General features: G+C 69.5%; 14 protein-coding genes and 1 CRISPR repeat array. Of the genes, 8 read left to right on the top strand and 6 right to left on the bottom strand.

Features of this window, described 5'->3' with window-relative positions:
• The first annotated feature begins 28 nt into the window (after positions 1-28).
• Positions 29-946, top strand: a complete 918-nt coding sequence (locus TR33_RS15645; protein ID WP_052358181.1) for an NADP-dependent oxidoreductase — start codon at positions 29-31, stop codon at positions 944-946.
• Positions 947-1,075: 129 nt separating this feature from the next.
• Here the strand turns inward: TR33_RS15645 and TR33_RS15640 are convergent, their stop codons facing one another.
• The 3 genes from TR33_RS15640 to TR33_RS15630 all read right to left on the bottom strand — a co-directional run bounded on the left by TR33_RS15640 (position 1,076) and on the right by TR33_RS15630 (position 3,918).
• Positions 1,076-1,918, bottom strand: coding sequence for a phosphotransferase (locus TR33_RS15640; protein ID WP_042283825.1), 843 nt, complete (start codon positions 1,916-1,918; stop codon positions 1,076-1,078).
• Between the two features lie 222 nt (positions 1,919-2,140).
• Complete coding sequence (locus tag TR33_RS15635) at positions 2,141-2,725, bottom strand: HD domain-containing protein (protein WP_017533203.1); 585 nt, start codon at positions 2,723-2,725, stop codon at positions 2,141-2,143.
• 199 nt (positions 2,726-2,924) lie between these two features.
• Positions 2,925-3,381: a CRISPR direct-repeat array (repeat unit 29 nt; unit sequence GGGTCCATCCCCGCGTGCGCGGGGAGCAG).
• 123 nt (positions 3,382-3,504) lie between these two features.
• On the bottom strand, positions 3,505-3,918 hold the full coding sequence (locus TR33_RS15630; protein WP_017533202.1) for an NUDIX domain-containing protein: 414 nt from the start codon (positions 3,916-3,918) through the stop codon (positions 3,505-3,507).
• Positions 3,919-4,207: 289 nt separating this feature from the next.
• On the opposite strand from TR33_RS15630, the gene TR33_RS15625 reads away from it, so the two are divergent.
• Positions 4,208-4,474, top strand: coding sequence for an AbrB/MazE/SpoVT family DNA-binding domain-containing protein (locus TR33_RS15625; protein ID WP_017533201.1), 267 nt, complete (start codon positions 4,208-4,210; stop codon positions 4,472-4,474).
• 470 nt (positions 4,475-4,944) lie between these two features.
• Positions 4,945-5,301 (top strand): nucleotide pyrophosphohydrolase, encoded by a 357-nt coding sequence (locus TR33_RS15615; protein WP_017533200.1) that lies wholly within the window; start codon positions 4,945-4,947, stop codon positions 5,299-5,301.
• 95 nt (positions 5,302-5,396) lie between these two features.
• On the opposite strand, the gene TR33_RS26405 is transcribed toward TR33_RS15615, so the two are convergent.
• Positions 5,397-5,558, bottom strand: coding sequence for a hypothetical protein (locus TR33_RS26405; protein WP_017533199.1), 162 nt, complete (start codon positions 5,556-5,558; stop codon positions 5,397-5,399).
• A gap of 234 nt (positions 5,559-5,792) precedes the next feature.
• Positions 5,793-8,315: a tetratricopeptide repeat protein gene (locus TR33_RS15610; protein WP_042283823.1), complete on the bottom strand. Its 2,523-nt coding sequence runs from the start codon at positions 8,313-8,315 to the stop codon at positions 5,793-5,795.
• Between the two features lie 167 nt (positions 8,316-8,482).
• Here TR33_RS15610 and TR33_RS15605 point away from each other — a divergent pair, with 167 nt between their 5' ends.
• The 3 genes from TR33_RS15605 to TR33_RS15595 all read left to right on the top strand — a co-directional run bounded on the left by TR33_RS15605 (position 8,483) and on the right by TR33_RS15595 (position 11,551).
• Positions 8,483-8,947 (top strand): GNAT family N-acetyltransferase, encoded by a 465-nt coding sequence (locus tag TR33_RS15605; protein ID WP_042283822.1) that lies wholly within the window; start codon positions 8,483-8,485, stop codon positions 8,945-8,947.
• A gap of 159 nt (positions 8,948-9,106) precedes the next feature.
• Positions 9,107-10,462 (top strand): MFS transporter, encoded by a 1,356-nt coding sequence (locus TR33_RS15600; protein WP_042283820.1) that lies wholly within the window; start codon positions 9,107-9,109, stop codon positions 10,460-10,462.
• A 51-nt stretch (positions 10,463-10,513) separates the two neighbouring features.
• Entirely contained in the window at positions 10,514-11,551 is a 1,038-nt protein-coding gene (locus tag TR33_RS15595) for a nitronate monooxygenase (protein WP_042283818.1), read from the top strand.
• 21 nt (positions 11,552-11,572) lie between these two features.
• On the opposite strand, the gene fes is transcribed toward TR33_RS15595, so the two are convergent.
• A complete protein-coding gene (gene fes, locus TR33_RS15590) occupies positions 11,573-12,925 on the bottom strand; it encodes an enterochelin esterase (RefSeq protein WP_042283816.1) in 1,353 nt (450 codons plus the stop codon).
• Positions 12,926-12,960: 35 nt separating this feature from the next.
• Here fes and fepB point away from each other — a divergent pair, with 35 nt between their 5' ends.
• Positions 12,961-13,968 carry a Fe2+-enterobactin ABC transporter substrate-binding protein gene (gene fepB / locus TR33_RS15585; protein ID WP_017533194.1) on the top strand — a complete coding sequence of 336 codons (1,008 nt, stop codon included), beginning with the start codon at positions 12,961-12,963 and terminating at the stop codon, positions 13,966-13,968.
• A gap of 342 nt (positions 13,969-14,310) precedes the next feature.
• Positions 14,311-16,770 carry a penicillin acylase family protein gene (locus TR33_RS15580; protein ID WP_042283814.1) on the top strand — a complete coding sequence of 820 codons (2,460 nt, stop codon included), beginning with the start codon at positions 14,311-14,313 and terminating at the stop codon, positions 16,768-16,770.
• Positions 16,771-16,835 lie beyond the last annotated feature (65 nt).

Raw genomic sequence — 16,835 nt, 5'->3', positions numbered from 1 at the left:
ACACAAGAGCAGAGAAGGGATGGTCCACATGACTCTCGCGGCCTTCTACACCGAATACGGCGATAGCGACGTCCTCCAGGTGTCCGAACTCCCGGTCCCCGAGCCCGGAGCGGGAGAGGTACAGGTCCGGGTCTCCTACGCGAGCGTCAACCCGGTCGACATCAAGATCCGTACCGGGACGCTCGGCGACGGCGGCCCGCTCCAGGGCACCACGATCACCGGAATGGACGTCGCCGGAACGGTCGAACGGATCGGTGCCGGTGTCACCGGCTTCTCCCCCGGTGACCGGGTGGCCGGCCTCTCCCCGAGCGGCGCGGCCGCCGAGCTGGTGAACACCTACGCGGCCACACTGGTACACGTCCCGGACTCCGTCGACCTGCGCGTCGCCGCGACGATCGGGGTCGGGGGCGGCACCGCGGTACGGGCCCTCGGACTCACGGGGGTGTCCCGTGGCGACATGATCCTGGTCGACGGCGCGTCCGGCGGTGTGGGCACCTTCCTCACCCAGCTCGCCATCGCCCGCGGGGCCACCGTGGTCGGAACGGCGTCCCAGGCCAACCACGCGCACCTGCGGGAACTCGGGGTCGTCCCGATCGAGTACGGGGAGGGCTGGCAGGCCCGGGCGCGGGCCGCCACGGACCGCCCCTTCGACGCGGCGTTCGACCTGGTGACCGGCGGAAAGTTCACGGACCTCCGGGCGCTTTCGAGCGAGACGGCCCCCATCGCGACGCTCGTGGACCCCGAGGTCCCCGAGCAGGGCGGGATCCTCGTCACCGGTAGGGAGCCGGGCTTCGAGCACGCTCTGCAAGAGGTCATGGACGCCATCGCCGACGGCGGCCTCCGGGTGCCGATCGCCCGTGAGTTCCCGCTCTCGGAGATCGCCGCCGCCCAGGACCTCGTCGCCGATGGGCACACGCGCGGCAAGGTCATCGTGTCGGTGGCCTGACCACACGTCGTTCGCGAGGGACGGGAGGGCTCAGGTGGGCTCCGGGCGGTGGAGACCGCGCCGGGGCCCACCATCGCGAACGAGCGCGGCCGATGGGGGCCGGGGCGCGTGGAGCTCGGGACGCGGGGGCTAGCGGCTCTGATCGTCCAGGAGCTCGCGCGCCTTTCGGTGCAGCAGAGGCGCGATGGTCGGGTCGTCGCCGCGCTCGATGCGCAGCAGCAGCCGGGTGATGACGAACAGTTGCGCTCGTATCCCGTCGGGGGTGTCGAGCAGGTCGACGAACGCCCGACGCACCCGTTCAGCGGTCTCGGGGTGGGTGAGGCTGTGGCAGTACAGCGTGGCGGCGTCCAGACCGGCCGGGCCGCTCCCCCACAGTTCCCAGTCCAGGACGCCCAGGTCGGGGCCGAGCAGGTTGTTCCAGTGCAGGTCGCCGTGGGCGGTCGTCCAACGGGTGACGGTCGGATCGATGGCGTCGCCGAAGAACACCAGCAGGCGCCGGGTGATGGTCTCCTGGTCGACGGCGACCCGATCCGTGTCCTGTTCGGCCAGGCGGTCGAGAGCGTCGCGTAGATCGCTCCACCAGAGTTCTCCCGCCTCGGGCCGCCCGTGCAGGAAGCGCGTGGTCGAGAGGACGTCCCCGGGAAGCAGGGTGGCGGCCTCGGCACGAACTCGGCGGGGAGGGTCGTCCCACTCGGTGACCTCGACGACCTCGGGCCGCGGCACCCCACTGAGCGCGTCGGCGTCGGAGTTACCGGTCCAGGCCCGACCAGAGGCCCAGGCGGGGAACTCGGTGGTGACCCGCACCCACAGGTCACCGTGCGGACCGCGTCCGGGAGCGCCGATGGTGCGATCCCGCCACCCGAACACCGGCTCCCCGACCAGAGTCAGACCGAACCCCTCAGCCGCCTGGACGAGCAGGTTCCGCATGTGGTCACGATGACGTTGGCCGGCGAGCTCCTGAGCTGTGGTCATGGGTCGACGATATGACGCGGGTGGCGACCCGAGTGGGACCTACGGCGACGCCGGTGGCGAGGTGGTGCGGGCCTCGCTTCGTGGGGTGAGAGCTGTGGGTGGTCGGGTGGGATGAGGGATCCCCGCATGCGCGGGGAGCAGGACGCGCCGTCCTGGCGTCTGACCTCAACATCGGGTCCATCCCCGCGTGCGCAAGGTTCAGGGTCCGTCCTACATGTCCGGCTACTTCGGGGGCTTGGAGTCCCGCGCCTCGTGCATCCATGCCAACGGCGACCGGTCCAACGCCAGTTTCGCGAGCCTCTGCGCGCCGTCGGTCTTCAACGCCGCGAGAGACGTGTCGATCCACGCCTGTGTGTCCGTCCCCTGCTCCCGGTACTCCACGGCCTGGAGAAGGCATTCGAGCTTGTCGGCGTCCTTCGCGCATCGCGCCTCCGCCGACTCCTTGGCCTCGTACTCCGCTTCCGCACCACCGATCAACCGCGCGAGACCCTCCGGCATCCCCGCTGTCTGATCCGCGGTCACCTCCGCGTTGCTGGAGGCCTTCAGGTACCGCTTCCCGATGTAGGGGATGTCCGTCAGCCGAGTCTCCTGAGTGTCGTGGAACAGGGCCAGGAACGCGGCGCGCTCTGGGTTCGCGCCTTCGAGCTCCGCGATGACGGCCGCCGTGAGGGCGGTGCGGTGCGAGTGGTCCGCTATCGACTCCGGGTCAGGGACACCGGCAACGACCCAGCCGGTCCGCTTGTAGCGTTTGAGGAGACCGGCCTCGTACAGGTAGTCCAGTGCCCGCACGTCCTGCTGCTCGCCCATTCTGGAAACCCTTCCAGCGCCGTTGAACCGTGCGAAGAGCGTAAGACACCTCTTCGAGTTCGCGCTTCGACCGGGGCGAGATCGTGCCCTCCGAAAGCATCCGGGCCACCGACCTCATCAGGTCGTCCGCGATCCTCTTCGTTGGCATACCTGGCTTACGGATGAGGGGTAGGGACTGTCATGAACGTGGACAGGAGTGAGGTCCAACCCCGCGTGCGCGGGGAGCACCCCACGACCAAGGCGACCGAGGGCCACGACGAGGGTCCATCCCCGCGTGCGCGGGGAGCAGTGCGGGTTCTCGTCCAGGTACGCGGTCACGTAGGGTCCATCCCCGCGTGCGCGGGGAGCAGGCTGAGTTGGCCCAGGACGCTGGGGCTGAGGTCGGGTCCATCCCCGCGTGCGCGGGGAGCAGCCATGAGGGCTCCTTCGTGTTTCGTGCGTGCTGGGTCCATCCCCGCGTGCGCGGGGAGCAGACATGGCGCACCAGCACGGTCTCCTGGGGCTCGGGTCCATCCCCGCGTGCGCGGGGAGCAGAAGGGCGGTCGTTTTCGACCTGGGGCGAGGTCGGGTCCATCCCCGCGTGCGCGGGGAGCAGGAGCAGATCACCAACCGGGCCGCGGAGAAGAAGGGTCCATCCCCGCGTGCGCGGGGAGCAGTCTTTCTGACCTGCAACGCTATCCCGGCCGACCCGTCATTTCTGCATGTTGTCGAGAAACAGACAAAACCGACACCCCTCGCCCTCCCGTTCGAAGCCGACCGCGTTCAGGCCAACGCCGTGGTCAGGAACGATCCTCCAGATAGCGATAGAGCGCGGTACGGATGAAGGGCGGCATCAGCAGGGTGTCGAGAAGATCGGGGGCGACCCAGGCGAGCTTGACCCCCTCGGTCAGCGGCAGGGCCTCGGCGTCTCCGTCCCACACTCCGGCGTAGAAGGTGAGAAGCCGCCCGGACCCGTGAACATCGGGGACCTCGAACAGCTCGACCAAGTCCTCGACGACCAACCCGGCCTCCTCGTCCAGTTCGCGCACGATCGTCTGACGTGGGCTCTCACCCGGATCGCACCCACCGCCCAGCACCGACCAATGACCGGGCCAGGCGATCTGAGGAAGGTCATCGCGCAGATGCAGCAGGAGGTCTCCGCGGGCGTTGGCGATGATGGCCACCGCGCCACGAGACCGGTCGTCGACTCGCATGCGGCCACAGTAGACGTCTTCCGTCGGCCGCCGGAAGACGAACGGGTGCGCCGAGCACAGGTGTGAGCACCGCTCCGATCGTCATCCGGAGAATGCGGTGGCCGTCGATCACGGGGGTGAACGACGCTCGCAGACTCGGCAGGTCCAAAGTGAATCGCCAAGGCTTCGGAAAATCCGACTTTCTGACTGTAGGATTGAGACAAGGTGCCGCCGGTTGGGGAAGCGGCGCAGCACGACAGAGAGGTCCTCGAAAGTGAAGGACACGAAGAAGAGACGTCGACGTTCGGTGATGCGTCGTAAGAACCAGCTCACTCTGCCTCGGGAGGTCACCGAGGCGCTGCACATCCGTGAAGGCGACGAGGTCGAATTCGAGATCGGTGAGGACGGTCAGGTCGTACTGCGCGGCATGACCGTGGTCCCGGCCGATCAGGCCTGGTTCTGGGACCGGGAGTGGCAGCAGGGTGAACGGGAGGCCAGTGAGCAGATCGCCGCCGGTCGGACCGAGGAGTTCGAGGACGCGGAGTCGATGTTCGACGCTCTTGAACAGGAGCGCTGAAGATCCGTTGGCCACGTTCGCTACCACCCCCCGCTTCAAGGCGGACTTCAAGAAACTGACCAGGGAGCAGGTCACGCGCTTTCGGCGCGTGGTCACGGGCGAGTTCGCGCCCGATGTACAGAAAGGGGAGTTCCGCCCCAGCCTTCGGGTCAAGGGCGTCCAGGGCGCTCCGGGTGTCTACGAGATGACTTGGGCACCTGATGGTCGAGCCACATGGGAGTACGGAGACGAACGCTTCCCAGGCAAGCCGCACGTGATCTGGCGTCGGGTCGGCACTCACACCATCTTCAGCCCAGGCCCTCCCTGAGCTCGAAACGTAAGGAGATCTGAGTGGGTGTACCCACTCAGATCTCCTCAGGTCATGTCGAAGACCCGTGCCCGGACCTCCGAGCCGCCAGGACGTCCGGACACTCCCTCCCCCTCTCCGGTCCGAGTGGGCCGTCCCCGCTCAAGCGTGATATCCCTCGACCATGTCCATCTCCTCGCTTCAGCTCGCCCTGGCCGACTTCGCGCGGCGGCGGGACTGGGAACAGTTCCACACCCCCAAGAACCTGGCCATGGCGCTGGCCGGTGAGGCGGGCGAGCTCGCCGCCGAGTTCCAGTGGCTGACCCCCGAACAATCCCAGACGGTCATGGAGGACCCCGCCAAGGCCGAGGCCGTACGCCAGGAGATGGCCGACGTCCTCTCCTACCTCCTGCGCCTGGCGACCGTCCTGGACGTGGACCTCGAACAGGCCCTGAAGGACAAGATCGACCTCAACGACACCAGGTACCCCGTCGACCGCGCCTACGGCACGGCCACCAAGTACACCGACCTCGACCGGTAGGAACAGTTTCCCGTCCGGGCTCGCCCGCTACTTCTCACAGCGCGTGGATGCCTCCGCGACACCACTCCGGCACGAAGCAGGTGGACGTTCCGCCTTCAGACCTGCGGCCGCGCCGGCACGGAACGGCCGGGGGCCGAGACACGTGTGTCGAACCTGGTACTGGCCAAGGCGCGCTCGGCCATCGTGATCAACTCCAGCACCTCACGGGCCAGGTAGGCGGTCGCGCCGCGCGGACCGGGGCACGCCGGAGGCCACACTGGACTGCCAGTGCTCCTCTTCCCATGTGGCCATCGGTGCTTTCCTTTCACAGAAATACGATCCATTAAAGTATAAAGCTTTAAACTTTAATAGATGAGTGCTCTGTTCAAGGATTTCCCCTCACAGGAACCGACGATCTCAAGACTCTGCTGAAAGAGACCTGTCATAGGGAAGAGACCGACCGGTAGGAACAGCTTCCCGACCGGAAGGCCCCGCGCCCACGGCACAGGCGGTCACTCGGACGGGCTCGCGTCCCTCTCCTTCCCCCCCTCTTCCTCATCGTCGACGGGGCCCAGGTCGACGATGAGGTGCTCGGACATCGCCCTCAGAGCGAAGGGGACCACGGGCACGGCGAGAAGCAGCCAGGCACCGGCCTCCGGTCCCAGGATCAGAGCCGGGGCCAGGCCCACGATCGACGTACCGACCGCGGCCAGGGTCGCCACCGGTCGGGGCAGGAAGAACCCGCCCCTGCGGAACAGGTAGGGGACGGTCAGGACCACGAGGAACACGGCCAGACCGGCCACCAGGAGCGGCGTTCGAACCGGATTCGTGTCCTGAGAGGTCAGCGCGCCCAACAGCAGCGCCTCGGGAACGAGGAACGCGGCGCAGGCACAGATGACGTGGAGTCTGACCCTCCTGTAGTAGCTCTTGTACCTGGAGCGGAACCACAGGTTCGACCACCCACGCCCCATGAACCTGCTGTCGGTGTGTTCCAAGCATGAGGAGAGGAGCAGCATCGCGTCCTCGTCCCCCTTCATGGCGAGGCCTCTCACCTCCGCGATGGCCTCTTGGTGGCGCTCTCTCATGTGGAGAAACCACCCCAGGTTCACACGCGGCCCCGGTTGATCGGGGGCCGCCTCCGCTGCGGCACGCCATAGTCGTTCCGCGTCGTCCCACCGTTCATGGAAGTACATGATCGGTCCGAGGACCTCGGCGATCTCGACGATCAGCTCCGCTCGCTCCGTTTCGGGAACACTCTGACGAAGCCGCTCGGCCTCATCATGATCTCCGTCCTGGAACATCAGCTCGGCCAGAGCCCAGGTGGCGAGGGCATAGCCGTTCGCCGAAGCCTCCCCGAGGCGACCCACGGCCTCCTCTCGGTCTGCGTATCGGAGCAGGTGGATGCCGAGTTCGTGCATCTGCCAAGCGCCCCCGGCCTCGGCCGCCGCCCGGTACCACTTCTCGGCCTCATCGGGGTCTTTCTCACGCTCGGCGTACAGCGCCGCCAGGGTCATGGCCCTGACGTCTCCGCCCTCTGCCGCCCGTAGGAACCACGGCCGGGCCTCCTCATAGCGCTTGCGGAGGAACAGGTAGAGGGCGAGCATGCTCATACCGTCGAGGTTCCCGTGCTCGGCGGATCTGCGTAGGATGCCGATGTTCTCGTCCGTGGGCCCCTCATCCCAGTAGTGGAGCGCGACGTAGTAGTGGGCGGTGCCCGCGTCAATGTCCAGTGCCAGGTCGAACGCCAGTCTGGTCATGTCGGTGTGCCCCCTCCTCCCCGCGATGACGGCCGCCCGGACCAGCTCATCGACGGGGAGCGGTCGCAGCGCCCGTACGCAGTACTCCTTCCGGTCATGGGCCACGGCCCGCATGCCGTAGGAGATGCGATCGGTGACCTCTCGAAGCCGTCCCTCGGCGGCCTCCCACACCTGTTCGGGGATCTCCTCCTCATCGAATCGGTGCGCCGTCTCCAGGAGGTAGTAGTAGGGGTCCCACAGGCCGGGCCCGGTGTCGTCCGGAACGAGCAGGCGGGCGACTCCGTACCGTAGCTCGCTCACCCAACGCCAGGCCTCCTCCAACGGTTCGGGGTCGGTGTCCTCCCTCAGATAGAGGTGGTGCAGCTCCTCCAACAGCTCTCGTGACAGCGGCCTCCACAGCCCGGTCTTACGCAGATCGAGCGCCGCGGCCACCAGGGCGTACCCCCTGGGGTGACCGTCGTCGCCGGGTTCGCGGGCCACACGCCAGTCCCGCAATACCTGGGGGCCCGCCACCAGATACTCGGCGACGCGTGGGCTCCCCTCCTGCGCGGTCAAAGCCGCCTCCAAGCGCTCATCCTTCGCCTCGGAGACCCGATCGACCTCGTCCGCCGTCCAGACCTGCCCGATCGGCAGAGGGTCGGCGGCCCTGAGCAGGCGGACGGTGTCGCTCGTCCCATCGACCCGATCGAACTGTGCCTTGAGCGCCTTGTTGTTGATGGTGGCCACCACGGTGACCCGGGCCTCGATCAGCCGGTTCAGGAGGGACAGGTTCACGGAGTCGCGGGACAGATAGCGGTTGAGGTCGTCCAACCACAGCACCAGACCCGACCGAAGCCGACGGGTCCCGGCCAGCGCGGGGAGTCCGCTCAGATCGGCGTTCTCGGCCGGGGCCAGGAAGGTGTGGCGGGGCAGCTCCGCCCGAACGGCCTCGAACGCGGCACGGGTCTTCCCCACGCTGGAGGGTCCGGTGACCAGTACGAACCCTCCCCGCTTCGCGTCCCGGATCCTCGCGCGGAGTTCCCGGTCCGTCTCCCTGAGCACGTACGGCGGGAGAGGTGGGAGCCCCTCACTCTGTCTGGTGGGGTGCACCCCGACCGTCTCGGGCGCCGTGTCCCCGCACCGGGGCCATTCGTGCACGGGAGGGAGCGGGACGGTCTCGTCCGGCCGCTGTTGGTGAAGGTGGATCTCCCCGAACTGGTCACGCATCTGGATGACCAGCCCACCGTGGACGTCCCTCATCGAGTTGGAGACGGAGCGATCCGAGGAACCGTCGAGCATGGTGGCTTCTCCTGGCCGGGGGGGCGGGGACCCTTACGAGTATGCTGACGCGCTCCCGAACACGCGATCCCGGCCCGTACGCGGTCGGAAGGGTCGTCGGGTCTCATCTCGAACGCCCGCGGCCACCTGCTCGCCGGCCGCGAAGGCCCGGGTGATCTACTCGCACCATGAGCATCAGCACCGCCCTGAGCAGGGTGAGGGCGTACGACGCCCCGGCGCTCGCCGACTTCCTCCAGGTCGTGGACCTGACCCTCAGCGGGCTCGACTCCCCCACCGTCCGCCTGTGGGTCGAGCGTGACGACGACGGCGCGATCATCGCCAGTACCGGCTACGAGATCGGCGACGACCGCGCGCACGCGCTCATCAGAAGCGTCGCGGTCCACCCCGCGCACCGTTCCTCCGGCAAGGGGAGCGCCCTCGCCCGGTTCGCCTTCGAGAAGGCCGCGGAGGAGGGCGCCTCCACCGCCTGGCTGTTCAGCCGCCGCTCCGGCCCCTTCTGGCAGAGCCTGGGCTGCGCGCCGGCCGACCGGTACGAACTCGCGAACGTCCTGAGCGAGACCCACCAGGTACGGCTGTTCAAAGAGACCGGACAGCTCGACCGCGAGGTCGCCTGGTCCCGGCCCCTGACCTGAGCCGCCATTCCCGAGGGCCTCGACGAGGCGCCGAGCGGCCGGCTCTTCCGGACCCCTCCCTCAGGCGCCTGAAAACACGTGGAGTGCCGGGACGGGCACTGTTACCGTCGGCGAAACCCGCACGGCCCGAGCACGGGTCCCGACGGAAGCGGTCCGGCCATGACCACATCCCCCCGACACGAAACCCCTGGTCCTCCCACCACCGAGCCCGCCACCCCCACGGCCTCCCCCGGCGACGGCAGGGTCTCCCTCCTCGCCCGGCTGGGCGTCTACACGAGCCTGTCCACCCTGGCCGACTTCGTCTACGGCGCCGTCTTCGTCACCGTCATCCTCGCCCGTGGCGCCGACCCGTGGATGGTGGGCGCGATCATCGCGGCGGGACAGGTCATCGGGCTGTTGATGGAGGCCCCGAGCGGTGCCCTGGGCGACCGGTACGGACACCGTCGTCTGCTGACGGTCGGCCTCGTGTTCTGGGGCGTCGGGCTCCTCACCATCGGTATGGCCTCGGGCCTGGTCCTGACCCTGGTGGGCATGTGTCTGGGCCACGTCGGTGCCTCGCTGAAGTCCGGCACCCTGAGCGCGATCCTGGTCAACCGGGTCGGCACGACGGACCGCACCGCCCGTATCGAGCGGATCGTCCGGATCTCCGCGGTCTCCACGCGGCTGGGTTCGGTCCTGGGCGCGGCCTCGGTGATGATCGCCGGCACGTGGCTGTCCGCCGGTCCCCTGGTGGCCGTGGGCGGCGTCCTGCTCCTGGTCCTGGCCCTGCTCGCGCCGAAGTGCTTCCCCACCACGCCGGTCGACCCGGACCGTCGGGTCGGCGCGATCCTCGTGGAGTCGGTGGTCCTGGTCGCCTCGCGCCGTTTCCTCCCGCTGGTACTGCTCGCGTCCGCGCTGATGGTCGCGACCATGCTCCTCGTGGTCGCCTGGCAGCCCCTGTTGGCCGCCGAGTACGGCGGCGAGGACGTGCGGCTGAACGGTCTGGTCCTGCTGGTGATGAGCCTGGCCCTGATGGCCGGCGCCGCCTGCGCGCGCTGGGTGGACCGGGACCGCCCCCATCTGTGGGGGCCGGTGGTGGCGAGCGGTATCGCCCTCCCCCTGCTCTTGGCCGCCTATGACGTGATCCCGCTGGTGGTGGGGCTGGTGCTCGCCGAGTTCCTGATCGGTCTGGGCGGTGTGCTGTCGGGGGTGTGGAGCCAGCTCATGTTCACCGACGCGAACCGGAACACGATGTTCTCGGCGGTGACGGTGGTGACCCTGTTCGGCGCCGCGGTCACGACCGGCTCGTTCGGGCTGCTGTGGGACCTGTGGAGCATCCCCACCGCCGTCGCCCTGCTGTCCGTGCTCGCGCTAGTGGTGGCGATGGCCTCGCTGGTCCTGTCCCGACTGGTCCCCGAGTCCATCGACTTCACCTGGGCGGTGCGGCGGAACGCGGAGGCCGAGGAGCTCGACGTGGAGAACGGTGAGCGCTCCGAGGACACGCGTTCTCGGGAGGAGTCGCCGAAGGGCCCCTGACCCTCGACCTGTTAGCCTGCGCCCGAATCGACCTGGGGGGAACGAGTGACCATGGACCTGTCCGAACTCCTGCGGGAACGCCCGATCGTCCAGGCGCCGATGGCCGGAGGGGCGTCGACCTCCGAGCTGGTGACGGCGGTGGACAGCGCGGGCGGGCTGGGTTCGCTGGCCGCCGGCTACCTGGGCGTCGAGGCGTTGGCCCGGCGGATGAAGGAGGTCCGGGGCGCGGGCACGACCGTGTTCGGGGTGAACGTGTTCGTCCCCTCCGAGGCCGCCGCCCCCGAGTCGGTGACGGAGGCCTACCGCGCCACGCTCTCCTCGGACGCGCTCCGTTACGGCGTGGAGGTGGGCGAGGCCCTGTACGACGATGACGGCTGGGCCGCCAAGATCGACCTGCTCGTCCAGGCCCGGGTGCCGGTCGTGAGCTTCACCTTCGGCTGCCCGTCGGCGGAGGTACTGGCCGGGTTCCGGGAGGTGGGGTCGGCGACGATCGTCACCGTCACCACGGTGGCCGAGGCCCGGACCGCCGTGGAGCGCGGCGCGGACGGGGTGTGCGTTCAGGGGCTGGAGGCCGGCGGTCACCGGGCCACCTTCGACCCGAAGCGTGCGGACGACCGCCCTCTGCTGGGGCTGCTGCCGGAGGTGGTGGCCGCGGTGGACGTGCCGGTGATCGCCGCCGGCGGGATCATGGACGGTTCCGACGTCGCCGCGGTGTTGGCCGCCGGTGCCGCCGCGGCGCAGTCGGGCACGGCGTTCCTGCGCTGCCCCGAGAGCGGCGCGCAGCCGCTGCACAAGGCGGCGTTGGCCGGGTCCGACTTCGCGGAGACCTCGCTGACGCGGGCCTTCACCGGTCGTCCGGCCCGTGGGTTGACCAACCGGTTCATGGCCGAGCACCGGGACGCGCCCGACGCCTACCCCGAGGTGCACCACATGACGAAGCCGCTGCGCGCGGCGGCCGCCCGGATGGCCGACCCGCAGGGCATGGCGCTGTGGGCGGGCACCGGTTTCGCGCGTTCGCGGGAGCTGTCGGCGGGAGAGCTGGTGTCGACGCTGCGGGCCGAGGCCGTGGAGGCGGGCGCCCGTATCTGAGTGCCGCGCGCCCGCCCCCGGTCAGCGGGCGTGGTCCTCGGTGAGCGCGATCAGCCCGTGGGGCAGGTCGACGCGCCAGCACGCCTTGTCGTGTCCGCCGTTGTACTCGGTGAAGTCCGCGAAGTCGCCGGGAAGTCCGAGTTCCCGGCCGCGTTCGATCAGGGCCTCGTGGACGCGGCCGTTGGCGCCCAGGAGCGCCCATTCGTGCAGGCCGGCGCTGAGGTGGACGTGTTCGGGCAGTGCGTCGGCCTCGCGCACCAGACGCACCGTGCGTTCGGTCTCTCCCCCGGTGACGGCGGGGTTGGGCCACCAGTAGGAGCCGGACTGGGACAGCACCCGTCCGAAGCGTCCGGGCCGGCGCAGCGCCGCGTAGAGGGCGGTGAGTCCGCCCAGGCTCTGGCCGGCGATGAGCGTGCGGCCGGGGTCGTCGGTGACGGGGTGGAGCTCACCGAGCCAGGGCAGGAGTTCGGTGTCGAGGAAGTCGACGAAGAGGTCGTGGCAGGCCAGCTCCCTGGTGCGGGTGGCCTGGTCGAGTGAGTCGACCATGACCGTGAGCATCGGTGGCAGGGTGCCGTCGGCGATCAGGCCGTCGAGCAGCGGGGCCAGGGGCAGGTCGTGCCAGGTCCGTCCGTCGAGGAGGATCGCGACGGTCCAGGTGCCGTCGACCGGTTCCCGTGCCGGTCGGTGGATCCAGACGTCGCGGGTGTTGCCGAGCCGCTCGGAGGCGAGGGTGCGCCGGGTGAGGGTTCCGCGCGGGGCGTCGGGGTCGTGCCGGAGTCGGGGCGGCGCCTCGGGTAGGGAGACCACCGAGTGGTGGGCGTCCAGCGCTTCGCGGGCGCGGGGGTCGGGGCGGGCGTGGGCGAGGGCGTCGAACCATCGGGCGACGGCGGGCCTGTCCTCGGGGTCGGAGAGGGCCAGGGCGCGTTCGCGGCGCGTGCGGGTGGTGGCCGACAGGGCGTTCTCGGGGGCGGGCGTGCCGTCGGCGGGGACGGGGGCGACGCTGTAGGAGGCCCGCCAGTCCGAGCGCATCAGGTAGGTGAGGTGCCACACGTCGGTGCCGGGGATCCGCTCCATGCGGTTGCGCTCGTAGGAGTCGGCGGCGGCGATCCGGTCGGCGGTGAGGATGACGTCGGCGAGCTCGTCGCCGCCGCGCCAGAGGAAGGTGGCGGTGCGTCGGCCCTGGTCGTCGCGTTCTCCGACGATCGGTGTGCCGGTCCGTTCGACCCGTTCCCAGAAGGCCTCGGTGTCCGTGTCCCCCTCGGCTGCGGCCCGTTCGAGGTCGGTGATGAGCGGCGAGACGCCTCGCGGAGGACGGGTGGCGCGCTTGAGACGGGGCGGGACGGTCATGAGGGTCGGGTTCACATCGCGTGACATTGACATAAGGATAGCCTTACCTAAATATTGCTCCCATGAAGCTAACGCACTCCAGATCCACGCTGGTCACCGGGGCCTGCTCCGGCGCCCTCGCCCTACTCGTGCTCGCCGCCTGCGGGACCGACCCCGGCGACACCGACAGCCCCTCCACCACCGAGGGTGAGGCCTCCGGCACCCGGACCGTGGAGCACGTGTTCGGCGAGACCGAGATCCCCGCCGATCCCGCCAACGTGGTCTCGGTGAGCGTCACCAGCACCGCGGTGCTTCTGAGCCTCGACATCCCCGTCACCGCCTCCTCCACCACCAGCCCCTCCGCCCTCACCGACGACAACGGTTTCTTCGCCCAGTGGGCCGAGGTCGCCGTCGAACGCGGCGTCGAGCCCCTGCCCGGTCCCGAGGTCTCCCTGGAAGCGGTCGGTGCCGCCGCCCCCGACCTGATCGTGGGCAACGGCTTCGGCGCCGACGCCATCGACCAGGACACCTACGAGACGCTGTCGGAGATCGCGCCCACCGTGGTCTACGGCGAGTCCGACACCCCCTGGACCGAGCTCACCGAGCAATACGCCGAGGCCTTCGACCGCGGCGACCGGGCCGACGAGATCGCCGAGGAGTACGAACGCCTCGTGGCGGAGACCTCCGAGGCCCTGTCCGCCGAGGAGGACGTGGTGGTGCTCACCGGCACCCCGGACGGGTTCAACGTCTTCACCTCCGAGTCCGCGCAGGGCCGCCTGATCGACGAGCTCGGTCTGACCCTGCACGAGATGCCCGAGGACCTCGCCGCCTCGGGGAACCAGGGCGGGCCCGAGCGGGCGGACATCGTGCGCCTGTCCCCCGAGCGCGCCTCCGACTTCGGCGACAGCACGCTGCTGTTCGTGAACACCCAGGGCGAGGAGCCGGCCGACTACGCCGAGACCGCGCCGATCCTGGAGAGCACCCCGGCCTACGAGGAGGGACGCGCCTTCACGCTGGGCGCGGAGGCCTTCCGGCTGGACTACTACAGCGTTCCGCTGATCGCCGACCGGCTGGTGGAACTCCTGGGTTGATCGCGCGGCCCCGAGCCGACCCCAGGGCTCGGGGCCGCCACGATCACGGCGATGGCCAAGGATCCGGTCGGGGCCTTTCCGCCTCCAGGGGGCGCCGATTCGTGGGGCCCCGACCTTAGGGAACGCCCTCCGGAACCCCTCTCCGGGCACGTCACGGGGCGGGCGCTCGACTCGGGCCGATCCCGCCCCGATCTCCCCTTACCTACCTGTTGGTAACGATTGAAACCGGCAGGTCGTGAGGCCTGGAACACGTGACGCGGCACACTCTATGGTTCCGCCATGGGTGTATTGCGGAAAAATGTCCTACTTCGTGTCCTTTTGTGGTTTATAGCGACGATCGCCGTGCTGGCCCTCATCGCCTCCCTCCTGGGGGTGTGGGCGGTACGCCGGTCCTTCCCGACCACGGACGGAGAGCTCTCCCTCCCCGCCCTGGGCTCCCCCGTCACCGTGCTGCGCGACGAGTACGGGGTCGCGAACATCTACGCGGACGACGCCGAGGACCTCTTCGTCGCCCAGGGCTTCACCCACGCGCAGGACCGCTTCTGGGAGATGGACTTCCGCCGTCACGTCACGGCCGGGCGCACCGCGGAACTCTTCGGTGAGGCCCAGGTCGAGACCGACGTCTACCTGCGCACCATGGGCTGGCGCCGGGTCGCCGAGCAGGAGTACGATCTCCTCGACGAGGACTCTCGGAGCTACCTCGACGCCTACGCCGCCGGGGTGAACGCCTGGCTCGACCAGAACGACGGGCTCTCCGCGAGCCTGGAGTACGGTCTGCTCGGCATCACCGCCGACGACTACGACATCGAGCCGTGGACCCCCACCGACAGCCTCGCCTGGCTCAAGGCCATGGCCTGGGACCTGGGCGGCAACCTCCAGGAGGAGACCGACCGCGCCCTGCTGCTCGCCAACGGTCTCGACCGCGACCTGATCGAGGAGCTGTACCCGGCCTACCCGACCGAGCGGCACGTCCCGATCACCGACACCGACGAGCACGACGGCGCCGCCCCCGACGCCGACCTGGCCTCAGCCCCCGAGCTTCCCGACGAGGCCCTCGACGCGCTCGCGAACCTGTCCGGCGTCCAGGACACCATCCCCGACCTCATCGGCCCCTCCGGCCACCCCGACCTGGGCTCCAACTCCTGGGTGGTCTCCGGCGAGCACACCGACACCGGTTCCCCGCTCCTGACCAACGACCCCCACCTCGGGGCCTCCATGCCCTCCACCTGGCATCAGATCGGCCTCCACTGCACCGAGGTGAGCGAGGCCTGCCCCTTCGACGTGAGCGGCTTCGGCTTCTCCGGTCTGCCCGGCGTGATCATCGGCCAGAACGACTCCATCGCCTGGGGCTTCACCAACCTCAACCCCGACGTCATGGACCTGTACCTCGAGCGGATCGAGGGCGACGAGTACGTGGTCGACGGCGAGAAGCGCCCGCTGGAGATCATCGAGGACACCATCGAGGTCGCCGGCGGCGAGGACGTCGACATCACCATCCGCGCCACCCACCACGGGCCGATCATGTCCGACACCGGGCTCGGCACGAACCTGGCCACCATCGGCGAGAACCCCTCCGAGGGCGACGACGCCCCCTACGCGGTCTCCCTCGGCTGGACCGCGCTCCAGCCAGGGGCCACCGCCGACGCCATCTTCGCCATGAACCGCGCCCGCGACTGGGACGAGTTCCGGGCCGGCGCCTCCCGCTTCGAGGTCCCCGCGCAGAACCTCGTCTACGCGGACGAGGAGGGCAACATCGGCTACCAGGCGCCCGGCCGGGTGCCGGTGCGCGGCGAGGGCGACGGCCGTTGGCCCGCCCCGGGCTGGGACTCCGACTACGACTGGGATGAGGAGTACCTGCCCTTCGACGAGCTGCCCAGCGTGCTCAACCCCGAGTCCGGGTTCATCGTCACCGCCAACCAGTCGGTCGTCGACGAGGACTACGAGCACTTCCTCACCACCGACTGGGACTACGGCTACCGGAGTCAGCGGATCAACGACCTGTTGGCGGAGCGGATCGCCGCCGGTCCGGTCACCGTCCAGGACATGGAGGACGTGATGATGGACTCGCGCCACGAGGCCGCGGTCGACATCACCCCCTACCTGTTGGACGTCGAGGTCGACGGGGTCACCGCGAAGGCCCAGGAGGAGCTGGCCGACTGGGACCACGTCAACGACACCGACTCGGCGGGCGCCGCCTTCTACAACGCCACCTGGCGCCACCTGCTGCCGCTGCTCTTCGACGAGCTGGGCGACGTGGACATGAACACCGGTTCGCGCGGCATGTACGTGGTGGGCCTGCTGCTGGAGGACCCCGAGTCCTCCTGGTGGGAGGGTGAGAAGGCCGACGGCCGCGAGGAGGTGCTCGCCACCGCCATGGACGAGGCCGCCGAGGAGCTCACCGACCTGCTCGGCGACACCCCCGCCGACTGGCGTTGGGGCGATCTGCACACCCTCACCGCCACCCACGAGTCCTTCGGCAGCTCCGGGATCGCCCCGGTGGAGTGGCTGTTCAACCGCGGCCCGGTGGAGAGCTCCGGCGGTTCGAGCATCGTCAACGCGACCGGCTGGAACGCGACCGAGGGGTACGGCATCACCACCGTCCCGTCCATGCGCATGGTCGCGAACCTGGCCGACCGGGACGCCTCCACCTGGATCCACCTCACCGGTAACTCCGGGCACGCCTTCCACCCCAACTACGACGACCAGTTGGAGCTGTGGGCCGAGGGCTCCTCGCTGCCGTGGGCTGTGACCGAGGAGGCCGTCCGCGAGGCGAGCACGGACGAACTCACCCTCACCCCCTGACCGGTCGTCCTTGAGGCGCACGGCCCCGGATGGTGTAACTCCATCTGGGGCCGTCGGCGTTTCAG

The organism is Nocardiopsis alba (genome assembly GCF_000710955.1).
GTDB lineage: Bacteria > Actinomycetota > Actinomycetes > Streptosporangiales > Streptosporangiaceae > Nocardiopsis > Nocardiopsis alba.
The sequence above is the reverse complement of the archived record's forward strand: the minus strand, read 5'-3'. Positions and strand labels throughout refer to the sequence as shown.